Below are 14,882 nucleotides of genomic sequence, written 5' to 3' on the forward strand. Positions count from 1 at the left end.
CCCACATTCATCCGTACATGTACGGATGAATGTGGGAGGTGTTCGGATGAAGTCGATAATCAAGGATCTTTTTGTTCATATTCAAGGCCACGACGTCTCAAAAGGTATACGCTTTGAAACAGTTAAGTTTCCCAGCTCCCCCAATCGAGATCAATCGTCACCACATTATTTCGTCAATCGTCACCACGCCGCAGATAGAATGCATAATCTTGGGACAAACACTTCTGATTAATTTGTCCCATGACCGTGCTTATTGGGCAAACTGGCTGCGGTAGAGTTCGGCGTAGAAGCCGCCTGCCGCCAGCAGTTCGTCGTGCGTGCCGCGCTCGATAATCTCGCCGTCTCGCATGACCAGGATGCAGTCGGCGTTTCGGATCGTCGACAGGCGATGCGCCACGACAAAGCTCGTGCGGCCGGCCATGAGCTCGTCGAATGCCGCCTGCACCTGCAGCTCGGTGCGGGTATCAATGCTCGAGGTGGCCTCGTCCAGCAGCAGGATCGCCGGGTCGGTGAGCATAACGCGCGCAATGCACAGCAGCTGCTTTTGACCCTGGCTGAACGTGCCGCCGTCCTCGCCGATCACCGTGTCGTAGCCCTGCGGCAGCTGCACGATAAACTTGTGCGCATGCGCGCGCTTGGCCGCCTCGATGACTTGCTCGCGTGTGGCATCTGGGCAGCCATAAGCAATGTTCTGGGCCACCGTGCCCTCGAACAGCCAGGTGTCCTGCAGCACCATGCCAAAGGCGCGGCGCAGGCTCGCACGCGTGTAGTCACGCGAGGAGCGACCATCGACCGCGATGCGCCCAGCATCGATATCGTAAAAGCGCAGCAGCAGGTTGATGAGCGTCGTCTTGCCACAGCCCGTGGGGCCGACGAGGGCATAGCGCATACCGGGCTTGGCATCGATGCAGATATCCTGCAGCAGCTTGCGTTCGGGCACATAGCTAAAGTCCACATGCTCAAACGAAACCTCGCCCTTCGGGGCGGCGAGTTCAATGGCATCCACGGCATCGGGCTCTTGCTCGCGCGCATCGAGCAGCGCGAACATGCGGCGCGCCGAGGCGTACGCGGTCTGGATCTGCGTGATGACGTTCGTGACCTCGTTGAACGGTTTAGTGTACTGGTTGGCGTAGGACAGGAAAATCTGCACGCCGCCCACCGTGAGCGCCGCAGGCACGCCCGTGATCACGCCCGCGCAGCCGATTACGGCGACCATGGCATAGATGATGTTATTGATGAAGCGCGTACCGGGGTTAGAAAGCGAACCCATAAACTGCGCGCGCTCGCCCGCCGTATAGAGATCGGCGTTGAGAACATCAAAGCGCTGTTGAGCGTGCGGGCCGTAGGCGAAGGCGTCCACGAGCTTTTGCTCACCCACATACTCCTCGATATGAGCGCCGAGTTGGCCCTGGATGCGTTGTTGAGCAGTGAAGCTCTTATTGGAAAGCTTGGCGATGGCACCGGCTGCAAAAATGGAAAGCGGCGTGACGAGCACCACCACGAGCGTCATGGTCAGGTTGATGGAGAGCATAAACGCGAGCGTGCCCACGATGGTGATGACGCCGGTAAAGAGCTGCGTAAAGCCCTGCAGCAGGCCGTCGCCCACCTGGTCGACGTCGTTGACCACGCGGCTCATGAGGTCGCCGTGGGCATGGCCGTCGATAAAGCTGAGCGGCATGCGACTGAGCTTGTCGCTCGCCTCCACGCGCATGTCGCGCACCGTCTCGTAGGACAGACGGTTAACGCAGTAGCCCTGCAGCCACTGGAAGGCCGCAGCACCTACGACGACAATCGCGAGCTTGGTGACAAGCGGCAGCAGCGCATCGAAGTCCACATGCCCGGCGGCAACGATGAGGTCGATGCCCTCGCCGATGAGAATAGGTGTGTAGAGCTGCAAGATCACCGAGATGGCGGCGCTCACAAACGATGCCGTAAATGAAATGCGATGCGGACGGACGTAGCCCAGCAGGCGGCGAGTTGCCGCGCCCACGGGGTAGCGCTCGGGGTCGCCGGGCTGACGCGGGCCGTCACCCAAGTCGCTGAGGTTATCGTTGCCGGACACGTTGGCCGTCATCGTGGCGACCGAACCGGAAGAAGTATACGGATTCATTTAGCAGCCCTCCTTTGCGCAGACGGATGCCGGGGCAGCCGGGGCAGACGCGGGACTTGGGACGGACGCGGGCGTCGCGCTCCCCTGCTGACCCTCGAGCTCCTCGCGACGAAGCTGCGACTGGCAAATCTCGCGATAGAGTTGGCAGCTTGCGTACAGCTCATCGTGCGTGCCCAGGCCCGCGACCGAGCCGTGGTCGAGCACACAGATCATGTCGGCATCGCGCACGGTCGAGACGCGCTGGCTCACGATCACCGTGGTCAGCGGCAGCCCACCCTCGGCGGCACCGCGCACGCTGCGCTCGCGGATGGCGTGGCGCAGCGCCGCGTCGGTCTTAAAGTCGAGCGCCGAGGCGGAGTCATCCATGATCAATATCTGAGGTGAACCCACCAAGGCACGCGCAATGGTCAGGCGCTGGCGCTGACCGCCGCTGAAGTTCTTGCCGCCCGCCTCGACCGGGGCGTCGAGCCCCTGCGGCTTGTTGCGCACGAACTCGCTCGCCTGCGCTATATCGAGCGCCGCCCACAGTTCCTCATCGGTTGCCGACTCGTCGCGCCAGGTCAGGTTGCTGCGGATTGTGCCGCTCACGAGCGACGCGCGTTGCGGTACGGTCGCGACCACATGGCGCAGCTGATCGAGCGGCCAGGCGCGCACGTCGGTACCCATTATGTTCACGCTGCCGACGCCCGTGTCGTACAGGCGCGGGATAAGCGAGACGAGCGTCGACTTACCGCTGCCCGTGCCGCCGATAATGCCGAGGGTTTTGCCCACCGGCAGCTCCAAGGTCACATCGCTCACGGCATTTGCCGCGCCCGCGCCAAAGGAGAAGCTCGCATGGCTCAAACCCAGCGCGGGGACCGGAACAGCGCTGCCCATCGCGCTCGGCTCGGGCAGCGCAACCGTCTGGTTGCCCTCGTCGGTAATGCTCGGCACGCAATTGAGTACCTCGTTGAGACGCGACGCACTGGCGCTCGCCTTGGTAAAGACCACGACCAGGTTGGCGACATACACGATGGAGGTCAGGGTCTGCGTCATGTAGTTGACGAACGCCATGACCTGGCCCTGCGTGAGCTCGCCCACGTTGACCTGGATGCCGCCCACCCACAGGATGGCGCACACGCCCAGGTTCATCACCAAAAACGTGACGGGGTTGAGAATCGACGAGAGCTTACCCACGGCGATGGCGACATGCGCCTGGTCATCGGCCGCCTGGGCAAAACGCTCACGCTCGTGATCTTCGCGCACAAACGCACGGACCACGCGGGCGCCCGAAAGGCCCTCGCGGCAGATAAGCGCGATGCGGTCGAGCTTTGCCTGCAGCTGTTTGTAGTACGGGATGCAGCGCGCCATGACAAACCAAAACACCAGGCCGATGGCGGGTGTGCAGATCAAAAAGATGATGCCAAGCTTAAGGTCGATAGCGAGAGCCGCGACCATGGAGCCCACCGCCAGGAAGGGCCAGCGGATAAGCATGCGCACGCCCAGCGCCACGGCGAGCTGCACCTGATTGACATCGTTGGTGATGCGCGTGATGAGCGACGGCGTGCCAAAACGGTCGAGCTCGGCATAGCTCAGTTTGTTGATGTGTTCGTAGAGTGCGCCGCGAATGTCGGTACCCATACCCTGCGAGGTGAGCGCCGCCATCTTTTGACAAACGAGCGTAAACGAAATGCCAATCACGGCCATGGCGCCAAGCAGCATACCGTAGTGGACGACGGCGTTGACGTCGTGCGCGCCGATGCCCTTGTCGATCATCTGCGCAATCACCAGTGGCGTCAGCAGGTCAAAGATCACTTCGATCAACTTGCACGCAGGGCCGATCACCATATACCGGCGAAACTTACCACCAAAACGCCTGAGCAACTCAATCATAAAAAGGCGCTCCCTATCATCATTCACACTCAATTCGAATCATGATAGTACTGCCGCCCCAAAAGACGAGTAAACAGCTCGTTATTTCTGGCGAGATTCAAGAGCAGGTCAATCGCTTGGTATACTTACATTAGTGCTACCAAGTAAGTCGCCAACCCTTGAAATGAGGTGCCGAGATGAACGACATTCTCGCAAGAAGAGCAAGACGAGCAACTGTGGGCATCGCCCTTTCCGCGGCACTTGCCGCGGGAATCGCCCCCGTAACGGCGATCGCGGCAGAAACCAGCTCCCCCATCGGTGCAGTCGCCTTGCAGACGGAAGACGCGGCCACCGAAAAAGAAAAAGCGCATGCAGCCATGCAGGAAGCGCTCAAAAACCTCGAAGCCGCAAAAGAGGCCGCGAGTCCCGAGAAAATCGCGGTAATCGATGCTGACATTGCCGCTTCTCAAGAGCTCCGCGACATGATGTTGGCGGAAGCCGCCAAACGGAGGGAACCCCTTCCCGCCATGCAGGCGGACGTCGAGGCAGCCCAAGCCAAATACGATGAGGCCCACAACCGGGTAATCGAGCTTCAGGCAAAATTAAAAGAGGCATACGACAGCGGAGATTACGCAACTGCTCAACAGTTGCGTTCGGAGATCATGATGGCAGATTCGCGAGAACGTTCTTGCGAATATGAGCTTGCCCACTACCGAAGCCGCCTCGAAAGTCAGAAAGGACACGTTCAGTATTTCGAGAGTGCGGCGGAGGAAGCCAAAGCCAGCGTCGACGAAAGCATAGCCAAGCGAAATGCGCTCACCGACGATTTGGAAAAGGCACGGGCGACCTATGACGACGCCCGCAAGGCATACGAAGAGGCAAAAGCCACGGCAGACAAGGCCACCTCGCCCGAGATAACGAAACCCACCGAGACGACGCCTCCCTCCGGCTCGGCGCAACCGGCCGAGACGGCACGGCCCGCCAGCTCACCCGCGACCGGCAAAGACACCCCGCCGAGCTCCGCCAAGCAGGCGAACTCGAGCAACGTCAAGCAAGCGAATGCGACCGCCAGCAAGCTCGCAAACACAGGCGACACAACGCCAAGCGCAATCGCGCTAGCAGGAATCGCCGCCATGGGGCTCGGAATAACCGCCACAGCCACCCGCCGCATCAAGAACTCAAAATAGCCGCCGACGAACGTCACCTTCGTCAATCCACAAACCCAAACCCAAAAGAGGCCCGTTTCCCCAACCGAAACCAGGGAAACGGGCCTCTTTAACTGCAAAATCCAAGCAGCAGCAACGTCTCTTGAACTACGTAGCCATCAATGCCCAGGCAACGCCAGCAAGCAGCACAAAACACGGGATTCAATTCTGCAGCTTGCGCCGCTGAACTCCACGAGCCTGCCCGTGTAGACGAGCCTGTCCACGACAGCCGCCGCCATCTTGTCGTCGCCGAACACGGTCACCCACTTGCTGAACTCTATGTTGGCCGTGACGATCATGCTCTGCCTGCCCTCCGGCACCGACATCACCTGGAACAGCAGCCTCGCGCCCTCGATGTCCAGCGGCACGTAGCCCAGCTCGTCCAAGATGAGGAGTTCGCGGCGGGGGCGACGCTCTCCGGGCTGCTGCCGCGTATCTCGCGGCGTAGAAAGGAGTGAGTACCATGACCAGCGCGAAGAAGATTTACCTCGCCGTGGCGGGCGGGCTTATTGCCGCGGGCATCGTTCTCGCGGGCATCGGCTTTATCGCCTCGGGCCGCGATCAGGCCGTGTTCACGACCCAAATCGACATGCGTGACAACACCATCGTGCTCGGCGGCGTCGAGGTGGACGCACCCGAGGGCATCCCGTTCATCAGCCGGCTCGCCATTCTTGGCGAGATCGACACCTCCGACGTCGCCGACCCCGCCGCGCCCTAGGCGCAACGAGCCCGGGCACTCCGTCCGCTAATTTGATTGAGATGGATCGCTCCTACTACGCGAGCATTGAGGTCGGGCAGCGCAATGTCAGCCTTTCAAATCTCAAGAAGATTGCCGACGGCTTTCACATCACCATTTCGGAGCTCATGCGCGGTGTCGAGTAGATGATTCTCATCTGACTTGGCTCGTTCATGTTTAATCTGTCTCGTTAACCGAAATATGCAAATCTGGTTAATCAAATAATTGAAATCTGGTTAAATGAAAACTGTAAATTTGGTTAAACGCGCTGGTAAGCAATGGTGAAAACTATGCCAAAAAAGTACTACGCTAGAATTATCGAAAATGAGCTCGACCAGATGCTTGGGATATTCGGTGCCGTTCTCATCGAAGGACCTAAATGGTGCGGGAAGACAACCACGGCCGGGACCCGTGCGGCGTCCAGGCTCCTCCTCATGGACCCGTCGCGCAACTTCGAGAATCGCTTCCGTGCCGAGACGGACCCGGCGCTTGCCGTTTCCGGCGAGGTGCCGCGGCTGATCGACGAATGGCAGGAGGTTCCGAAACTTTGGGACGCGGCACGGTTTGAGTGCGACAACCGCGGCGGCGAGCCTGGCCAGTTCATATTTACGGGGTCGGCGACACCGCGAGACAATGAGCGGCCGATGCACAGTGGCGCTGGAAGGTTCGCTAAATTGCGCATGGACACCATGACGCTTTTCGAACTTGGGAAATCTAGCGGTGCGGTTAAGCTGTCGGGCATCATTTCTGGCGAAAAGTTCAGGGGCGCCTTCGGATCGATGGGTTCTGCCGAGATCGCCGAGCGCATCGTTTGCGGTGGATGGCCGGCGTCGATTGGGCGTGACGCGCGAATTGCGTCCGCGACGGCAAAACGATATATCGAGATAGTCGCTGAGGAAGACATCCCCCGCGTCGATGGCTCTCGACGAGATCCTGAGAAAGTGAAAGCCGTCATCGCGTCGTTGGCGCGCAACGAATCCACTCTTGCGACGCTCAAGACGCTTGTGGCCGATTTGGGTGGCGACGTATCGAGACAAACAGCGGCATCATACATATCCCTTCTTAGCAGATTGAGTTTCGTCTGCGATATCCCCGCATGGAATCCCGCGATGAGATCTCCGGTGCATCTGAGGGAGGCGCGTAAGCATCATCTTGCCGACCCGTCGCTTGCAGCGGCTGCGCTCGGGGCGACTGTGGAGACGTTGTTGTCAGACTTCAAGACACTTGGGCTGCTTTTCGAATCGTTGGCGCTCCATGATCTATGGGTCTATGCGAGGGCAAACGGAATGGGCCTTTATCACTATCACGATTCCCGCGATCTTGAGGTCGACGCTGTCATAGCGGCTCCAGGTGGGATGTGGATTCCCGTTGAGGTCAAGCTCAGTTCCGCTCAAATCGAAGAGGCATCTGACAATCTTGTTGCCGTCGAAGAGCGGATGGTTGCTGCCGGAAACACCCCGCCGGTTTCTAAAGTAGCGATTATTGGATTTGGTTCACAAGCCTATGTTACCGACCGCGGCGTCCAAGTTGTTCCATTGGACGTTCTCGCGCCGTAACGCTGCGGGCGAAGTGAAATCGACGCATCTTTTAGATTTCTTCAATTTGTGCGTAAACCAACAATGCCGTAATTACGCTATGTCGTTAGTGCGAACATCGCATTTTCAGTAGTCGAAGCTCGTTCGCAAACGGACCTCTTTACTTGCAAAAAAGGAGACAGCACCGCCGTCTCATGAACCACGTGGCCACCGCGCTTCCGGCAACGCCAGCAAGCAGCACAAAGCACGGGATTAAATTATTCAGATAAATGCGCCTTTACGGGTGATTTTTGGACGATTTGGCCCGGCCGGCGGCACGATATTTGGTAGTCGAGCGATCCCGCAGGCGCAGCCGAGGACCAGCGAGACACCAAATGCCTCGCCGCCGGCCGGGCCATGTCGCGGTAACAAAAAAGCGCCCGTGCGTTCGATGGATTCGGATGCCCGACAGAGGCTCCTTATGGCTGCTTCCTTCCGGACCTGACCAGATTCGGAACATGTCGTCATCCGAACCCATCGAACGCGCTAGGCGCTCGGTATATCTTACCTGCTCACGCCCGCCACGGCAAGTGGGGCGAACCCATCGGATGGATTCGCCCCACTCGTGCACATCGCTAGCGGCGCTTGCGGTACAGGACCGCGCCGCCCGCTGCGGTCAGCGCGCCGATGCCGGCCATGACCGCGAGCACGTCCGCCGGCAGGCTGCGGTCGCCGGTGTCGGGCATACCGCCCTTGGAGCCGTCACCGGAGCTGCCGCTGGAACCGCTATCGGAACCGCCGCCCGAGCCGCCACCCGGCGTGCCGGGGTTCTCGGGGGTGCCGGGGGTGCCAGGCTCCTCGGCGTAGCTGTTGGTGAAGACCGGCGGCAGGTTGGCGTCGCCCTCGTAGGAGATCCTCGCCGACAGATAGCCCGTCTTGGTGCCGTCTGCCGCCTCGTCGCTCACCGTGACGACGATCTTGTGCACCGCCTTGTCGTAGGTCACGTGCACCTGGCCGTCGTCGACCTCGCTCACCGTGAAGGTGTAGGTGCCGGCCTGCTTGAAGGTCAGCGCATCGAACGTGACGCTGCCATCGGCGGCATTCTTGGCGGTCGACATGACCTTGCCGTCCCGGCTCTTGAGCTCAAAGCTAAACTGGCCCGCCTTGAGCTCGGCGCCCTTGAGCACCTTGGCGGCGCCCAGCTTGAGGGTGACGGGCGCGGCCTCGTAGCCGTTGGTAAAGGTCACCGAGGTGTCGCCCGTGGGATTGCCCTCGGCATCCGCCAGCTCGTGCTTGACGGTGAGCGTGCCGTTACCGGCATCGGTGACCGTCGTGCGCACGCGGTACGTCGCCTTGTCGTACGTCACGCCGCCCGCCGTGCCGGCGACCTCGCGCAGCTCGTAGCTGTGCATGCCGGGCGCGGTGTAGGCGACGGGGCTGAGCGCGACCGTGCCGTCTGTGGCGTTCTTGCCCGTCGCCGCGACGCTCTCGCTGCCGTCGGCGGCGATCTCGACCAGCTGGAACTCGAACTCGCCCTCGACCAGGTCACGGCCCTTGAGCTTCTTGCTCACTTTGATCTGGTCGGTGACGGAGCTCGGCGTCGGGTTCACGCCGTAGGTGTTGGTGAACTCGAACGCGCCCTTGCCCTCGGGCGTGCCCTCTGCAGGCAGGACCCCCGCGACGAGCGTGCCCGCGTTGGTGTCCTCGACCACCTTGACCGTGAAGGTCCTGGACGCCACCGCGTCATTGACCACGCCGTCGACCGAGCCGGACTCGCTCACCCGGTAGGCGAACGTCTTGGTGCGCATGCCATCGCCGTCGATCGCGACGTCGTCGAGGTCGCTCGGCTGCTTGAACGTGACGCTGCCCAGCTCGACGTTGCCGGCGGCGTCGTTGGTCGCCTCGGTCACCGTCTTGCCGGAGGCGTCGACCGGCGCGGGCGCGCCATCCAGCGGCTCAATCTTAAAGGTGTACTTGCCCGCGATGTCGGCCTGCGTCAGGCCGAGTCCGGCCTGGCTGAGCGCCAGCGTCTTGGTGCCCGCGAGGTCGACCGTCGCCTCGTTGGTGCCGTAGCCGTTCACGAACGACAGCTTACCGTCGGAGCCGTCGGGGTAGGCCACGGCCACGTCCAGCCCGCCCTTGCCGTTATCGGTCACCTTGACGGTGATGTCGAAGTTCGAGGCGGTCGCCGTCACGCCGGCGGGCAGCGCCGCCGTGTCCTCGGACACGGTATAGGGGATGGTCCAGGAGCCATCGTCGGCCCTGGTGGCGGTACCGTCCGCCACCATCTGCTCGAGCGAGCCGGTGGTGTAGGCGATGGGCGAGAATGTGAGCTCCGCGGCCTCACCGTCGCCGGAGGCCCGGTTGGACGCGGTCGCGACCACGTTGCCATGCGCATCGCGGACGGAGAACGAGAACTCGCCCGCCGCCGCGGCGCGACCCGTCAGCGTCTTGGTGGCGTTGATTGCCGCGCCGCCCTCGCCGCCGAGCGTGCCGGTGGCCTCGTAGGAGTTCTGGAACGCGACCGTCACGGGCGCGGGCAGCGCCGTGGCGTCATCGGCCGTCGAGACCTCGCTGCGGGCGACCTCGACACCGTCCTTGACGACCGTGGTCGTGACCGTGAGCTTGCCCGTCGCGGCGTCGTAGGCGGGCGCGACGGTAACCGTGCGCGGCGCGGCGTCGTTGGCGTAGCCGTCGCCGCCGAGCTTGGTCTCGGTGACGGTGAAGCTGTAGGTCTTGCCCGCGTCGGCATCGGTGAACTTCACATCGCCCGTTGCGGCGGCGCCGATGAGGTCAATGAAGTCGGCCGCACCGTCACCTGCCGCGGCAACGGCATAGGCGTCCTTGCCGGTCTTGAGGCCGAGCTTAGCGGCCGTCTCGTCGTCGGCGGTCACGGTGAAGGCGAACTGCCCCGCCTCCATGGCGCGGCCGGAGAGCGTCTTGGACAGGCGCACGCCCGCGCGGGCAGAGTAGTCGAGCCCGGTCGTGTAGGTGTTGACGAAGTCGCCGCCGCTCGCCTGCGCGATCGCGGGCGTCGAGGCCGTGAGGTTGCCGGAGCCGTCGTCGGTCACGGTCACCGTCATCGTGGCGTCATGGCCGTCGTAGGTCACGCCGGCGATGGCAGAGCCGTCATCGGGCCTGGCCTCGCTCACCGTGTAGGTGAAGGTCTTGGCGCGCACGCGCTTGCCGCCGACCTCCGCGAACCCGGCATCCTTGAGGTCGTCGAGCGTGTAGCGGATGGAGCCAAAGTCGAAGGCGACCCTATCGCCCGCCTTGGTCCCGGCGGCGGCCGTCACGCTGACGGTCTTGGAGCCGTCAGAGGAGCCCTCGGGCATGGGCGCGTCGTCCTCGCCCGTGAGCGTGAACTGGAAGCTGTCGCCCTCCGCCCAGTCGCGGCCCTTGAGCGTCTTGGTGAAGAGCCCCGCGGTGGAGACGTCCCTGCCCTCGGTGGCCGTTCCGTACGTGTTGGTGAACGCGACGGTCGCGCCGTCCTCGGTCACGGCGCCTTCGGCCTTGGAGCCGTCAGCCCCGTTAACAGCAGTCGTGTAGCCGTCGGCCGCATCCTCGGTCACGGTGTAGCTTGCGCCCACGGGCAGGCCGGTGATGGTCTTCTCCTCGCCGTGCTTGAGCGTGAAGGTCGCCCTGCCGTCCGTGAACGTCACGGCGTGCTCGCCCTCGCCGAAGGTGCCAGAGACGGGCTCGCCGTCCCCGTCGGTCAGCGTGACCGTGAAGCCGAACTCGCGCTGGCTGTCGCCGCCGACGACCGTCTTCTTGACAGTGAGGGCGCCGGTCTTAGCGGTGTTGGTAAAGACTGCCGCCTCGGCCGCGCGTTCAACAGCGCTGCCGGCATCGTCGGTCAGCTGCGCAATCTTAGTCTTGGCAGACAGTTTACCGGCACCGTCGTCAGCCACCGTGACGGTGGCACGATAGGTTGCCTTTGAGAAGGTGAGCGCCGTCTCGTCACCCGCCTGCTCGGCAATCACATAGGTATAGGTGCCGGGCTTGGTGTACTCGATAGTGCCGAAGTTGCCGACCTGAACGTCTTTGCTCAGCGCAATCGTCGACACACCGTCCTTGGCATTCTTGGGCATGGGCGCCTCGCCCTCGGCAGACAGCGTCATGGTAAAGGCATCCGACGTCGTCCAATTGCGTCCGGAGATCTTCTTTTGCACCTTAAAGGCGTTCTCCACCTTCGTGGACTCCACGCTATAGACATTGGTAAAGCCCACCTGCGTTGCCTGTCCGACGGTGCCCTTCTGGGTGTTCGCCTTATCGGCAACTGCAAAGCCGTCCTCGCTCGTCATGAGGTTACCCTTGGAGTCGAGCTCCTGCACCTCGTAGTGCGCGCCCACGGGCACGGTAACCGTCACGGAGCCACCGGCCTTAAGCGCGATGGTGTCACCGCTCTTGATCTGTCCGCTTACATAGGTGCCGTTGGTACCGCTGGGACGGCCGGCATACGCAAAGCTACCGGTCAGAGGCGTTGCACCATCGGCCTGGTAGAGCAGCACCTTAAAGGTGAATGCCTTGTTGGGCGCGGTAATGCCCTCGGCGGCCGTGACCGTCTTGCTCAGCGTCAGGCGGCCGTCAGAGACCTCATCGCTGGTGGTGTTGGTCTTAACGGCGGGGTTGTTGCCGACCGTCACCGACGCCTGGTTGGAGATGTCGCCCGAAGCGCCGCCGCTCTTAAACGCGTCCTCGGTCACGCGGACCTTAAACTGAACCGTGCCCTCCTTGCCGGCGGGAACGTCCGTCAGCGTCCAGGTGAGGTTGCCGTCGCTGTCCTTGGAGCCGACATCCTTATGGTCACCCGCGAACTCCACGAACTCGGTCCCCGCGGGAACAGTATCGGAGATCGTCACCGTGGCCGGCTTGTTCTCGGTGTTCTTGTAGCCGATGGTATAGGTGAGCTCATCGCCCAACTTGACGCCCGATCCCTTCGAATCCTGAGCGTCGCTCTCGGACTTCTTGGGCACGTAGTTGGTCGTGGTGCCGGTATAGCTCTTGTTGCCAACCGTAATAGTGGCGGCGTTTTTGACGGTGCCGACAGCGCCCTGGGCATCCTCCACGGCGTCCTCGGTAATCTTGACGCGCACGCGCACCGAACCGTGGCTGCCCGCGGGTTGCTTACCCAGGTCCCAAGTAAGCGACTGTCCGCTCGCGGCGCCCTTATCGGCACACTCGCCCTCAAAGGCCTCGAACACAACGCCGGCAGGAAGCTTGTCGGTCACGGTCACGTTGGCCGGAACCAAGTTGCCATTGGCATCGGCCTCGGTGTTGACCCAGTTAATGGTGTAGACGTAGGAGTCGCCCACGGAGAGCAACTGCCCGTCGATGTCCACATCGGGCTTCGCAACCGTGCCGATCGTCTTGACCTTATCGCGTGTGTTGTGGAAGACGATCTTGCCGTTCTCGGTACCATTGCGATAGGTCACCTTGGACGTAAGCTTGCCGTTGTTGTTATCGGTCACCTCGAGCAGCACGCGGCACGTCGCGGACGTGTCCACGGGACGCACGCCCTCGGGCAGGTTGGCCAAGCGCTCTTTTGCCACCAGGTTAAAGCTGTAGGTAGTGGTGTGGTCGGCATTGTGTTGCTTGGTGGCAACACCATCCTTCACAGCGCCAGCAAGGTCAATCGTCAGCTCATGGGATCCGCCGAGAGCGCCGCCAAGCTTAAAGTTAACCTTGCCGAAGTCGACCGTGGCGATACCGTTATCGCTCGCCTGGGTCTTACCCTCATCCATCTTTTCGAGCGAGCCATCGGTCTTCTCGGCATACAGGTCAAACGTATACTGACCCGCCTCAATCTTGTCGCCGGAGTCCATTACCTTCTCGGCAGCAAGACCGTCGAATGTTCCGGTCGCGATGTAGCTGTTGGTAAAGGACACCTGGGCCTTGGCGGTACCGCTCTCGGAGCTAAAGGTATTCGCATCGCGGGGCTCTTCAACGTCGTTGGCGTCATAGTGCTTGACCGTGGTCACGGTATAGAGCGAACCGTTATCGCGCTTCTTAACCGCAATCTCTACCTTCCAATAGGTGGAGTCGTATGTATCCTTGATTATCAACTTCATCCGAACACCTCCCATATTCATCCGTACATGTACGGATGAATATGGGAATCCGATACCCTGAGGGCCGGGCCGGCCGGCCCCGGGAGATCGGAGGACGGCATGTCCGGAAAGAGGAAGAAGGGTCCCGAGAAGGCGGCCCCGAGGGCCTACGGCAGGCTCACCAGGCACGAGCGGGACACGGTCCAGAGGATGCTGGAACGCGGGGCCTCGTGCAGGGAGATCGCGAGGGAGCTGGGCAGGTCGCCCTCGACGGTGAGCGCCGAGGTGGCGTCGCACAGGTTCGTGACGGCGCCGAAGGCCAGGCGCGGCGAGCGCGTGGACGGCTCGGCCGACCTGTCGGCGGCCTGCCCGCGCCTGGCCGCGTGGCCGCGCTGCTGCAACGGCTGCGGCCGCTACCGCGCGGTGGGCTGCAAGCGCCGCCCGCACGTCTTCTACGAGGCCCGCGCCGCGCAGCTGTGCGCCGACTCGGTGCTCGTCTCGTCCAGGCGCGGGATCGATGCCGACGAGCCGGCCGCGGCGGCCAGGCTGGAGGCCATAAGGGGCTGCCTGCGCCGGGGGCTGTCCCCCGAGCAGATGGCGGCGTGCAACGGCGGGCCGGTGGACCTGTCGCCGTCGACCATCTACCGCTGGGTCGCGGCGGGCTACGACGGCATGACCAACATGGAGCTCAGGCGCAAGGTCGGCTACAGGCCGCGCAAGCGCGCCGCCGGCCGGGCGGCCACGCGCCACTCCGCCCGCAGGTCGCACGCCGCGTTCCTCGCCCTCGGGGAGGACGCGTGCGCCGCGGCCTGGGAGATGGACACCGTCGAGGGCGCCAGGGAGGACTCGGCCTGCCTGCTCACGCTGCTCCACCGCCCCAGCAGGCTCCAGCTGGCGCTCCTGCTCGAGGCGAAGGACTCGGCGAGCGTGGAGGCGGCGCTGGAGGGCGTGCGCTCGGTGCTGGGCGCCGACGGCATGGGGAGGGTCTTCCGCGCCGTGCTCACCGACAACGGCGCGGAGTTCTCCGACGAGGGCGCGATCGCGGCGCTCCTCGGCGAGGGGCCGGGCGAGACGAGGCTGTTCTACTGCGACCCCAGGCGCAGCGACCAGAAGGGCGCCTGCGAGCGAAACCACGTCGAGATAAGGAAGCTGCTTCCCAAGGGCGCGTGCCTCAGGTTCGACCGGCTCGCCCCGGCGGACCTGGCGCTGGCCATGTCGCACGTGAACTCCGAGCCCCGCGGCGCGCTCGGCTTCTCGACGCCCGCCCGCGCCTTCAGGGCGATGCTCGGCGGCGACGCGGCGGCGCTGCTGGACGCCTACGGCGTGGAGGAGGTGCCCATCGGCGAACTCGACCTGACGCCGGGCCTCATCGAGAGGGCGCGCGCCGAGAGGGGCGATGCCCCGCTGGCCTAGTCT

The 14,882-nt window shown here is 62.9% G+C and carries 8 protein-coding genes, 1 other RNA gene and 1 pseudogene; 5 read left to right on the forward strand and 5 right to left on the reverse strand.

All coding sequences use genetic code 11. The features are described from left to right. Nucleotides 1-250 precede the first annotated feature (250 nt). Together OIL88_01265 and OIL88_01270 are read right to left on the reverse strand one after the other, a co-directional pair. Nucleotides 251-2,110 (reverse strand): ABC transporter ATP-binding protein/permease, encoded by a 1,860-nt coding sequence (locus OIL88_01265; GenBank protein HJI71016.1) that lies wholly within the window; start codon nucleotides 2,108-2,110, stop codon nucleotides 251-253. Further along, nucleotides 2,111-3,982: an ABC transporter ATP-binding protein/permease gene (locus tag OIL88_01270; protein ID HJI71017.1), complete on the reverse strand. Its 1,872-nt coding sequence runs from the start codon at nucleotides 3,980-3,982 to the stop codon at nucleotides 2,111-2,113. A 176-nt stretch (nucleotides 3,983-4,158) separates the two neighbouring features. Here OIL88_01270 and OIL88_01275 point away from each other — a divergent pair, with 176 nt between their 5' ends. After that, on the forward strand, nucleotides 4,159-5,148 hold the full coding sequence (locus OIL88_01275; protein HJI71018.1) for an LPXTG cell wall anchor domain-containing protein: 990 nt from the start codon (nucleotides 4,159-4,161) through the stop codon (nucleotides 5,146-5,148). 137 nt (nucleotides 5,149-5,285) lie between these two features. Here the strand turns inward: OIL88_01275 and OIL88_01280 are convergent. Further along, a pseudogene (locus tag OIL88_01280) lies at nucleotides 5,286-5,570 on the reverse strand (ATP-binding protein). 59 nt (nucleotides 5,571-5,629) lie between these two features. On the opposite strand from OIL88_01280, the gene OIL88_01285 reads away from it, so the two are divergent. The 3 genes from OIL88_01285 (at nucleotide 5,630) to OIL88_01295 (ending at nucleotide 7,458) form a co-directional block, all read left to right on the forward strand. Further along, nucleotides 5,630-5,884, forward strand: a complete 255-nt coding sequence (locus tag OIL88_01285; protein HJI71019.1) for a hypothetical protein — start codon at nucleotides 5,630-5,632, stop codon at nucleotides 5,882-5,884. Nucleotides 5,885-5,925: 41 nt separating this feature from the next. Then, nucleotides 5,926-6,048, forward strand: coding sequence for a helix-turn-helix transcriptional regulator (locus OIL88_01290; protein ID HJI71020.1), 123 nt, complete (start codon nucleotides 5,926-5,928; stop codon nucleotides 6,046-6,048). Nucleotides 6,049-6,192: 144 nt separating this feature from the next. Next, nucleotides 6,193-7,458, forward strand: coding sequence for a DUF4143 domain-containing protein (locus OIL88_01295; GenBank protein HJI71021.1), 1,266 nt, complete (start codon nucleotides 6,193-6,195; stop codon nucleotides 7,456-7,458). 403 nt (nucleotides 7,459-7,861) lie between these two features. Here OIL88_01295 and ffs read toward each other — a convergent pair. Next, nucleotides 7,862-7,957, reverse strand: an RNA gene (ffs, locus tag OIL88_01300) — signal recognition particle sRNA small type. 94 nt (nucleotides 7,958-8,051) lie between these two features. Beyond that, nucleotides 8,052-13,487: a DUF5979 domain-containing protein gene (locus OIL88_01305; GenBank protein ID HJI71022.1), complete on the reverse strand. Its 5,436-nt coding sequence runs from the start codon at nucleotides 13,485-13,487 to the stop codon at nucleotides 8,052-8,054. Nucleotides 13,488-13,586: 99 nt separating this feature from the next. Between OIL88_01305 and OIL88_01310 the strand changes: the two genes are divergently transcribed. After that, nucleotides 13,587-14,879: an IS30 family transposase gene (locus OIL88_01310; protein ID HJI71023.1), complete on the forward strand. Its 1,293-nt coding sequence runs from the start codon at nucleotides 13,587-13,589 to the stop codon at nucleotides 14,877-14,879. Nucleotides 14,880-14,882 lie beyond the last annotated feature (3 nt).

The organism is Coriobacteriaceae bacterium (assembly GCA_025992855.1).
In the GTDB taxonomy this organism is placed as follows: Bacteria; Actinomycetota; Coriobacteriia; order Coriobacteriales; family Coriobacteriaceae; genus Collinsella.

Bases quoted from the DNA above. Each gene is read 5' to 3' on its own strand.
- OIL88_01295 (HJI71021.1), top strand. From the start codon at position 6,193: ATGCCAAAAAAGTACTACGCTAGAATTATCGAAAATGAGCTCGACCAG.
- OIL88_01265 (HJI71016.1), bottom strand. From the start codon at position 2,110: ATGAATCCGTATACTTCTTCCGGTTCGGTCGCCACGATGACGGCCAAC.
- OIL88_01285 (HJI71019.1), top strand. From the start codon at position 5,630: ATGACCAGCGCGAAGAAGATTTACCTCGCCGTGGCGGGCGGGCTTATT.
- OIL88_01290 (HJI71020.1), top strand. From the start codon at position 5,926: ATGGATCGCTCCTACTACGCGAGCATTGAGGTCGGGCAGCGCAATGTC.
- OIL88_01270 (HJI71017.1), bottom strand. From the start codon at position 3,982: ATGATTGAGTTGCTCAGGCGTTTTGGTGGTAAGTTTCGCCGGTATATG.
- OIL88_01305 (HJI71022.1), bottom strand. From the start codon at position 13,487: ATGAAGTTGATAATCAAGGATACATACGACTCCACCTATTGGAAGGTA.
- OIL88_01275 (HJI71018.1), top strand. From the start codon at position 4,159: ATGAACGACATTCTCGCAAGAAGAGCAAGACGAGCAACTGTGGGCATC.
- OIL88_01310 (HJI71023.1), top strand. From the start codon at position 13,587: ATGTCCGGAAAGAGGAAGAAGGGTCCCGAGAAGGCGGCCCCGAGGGCC.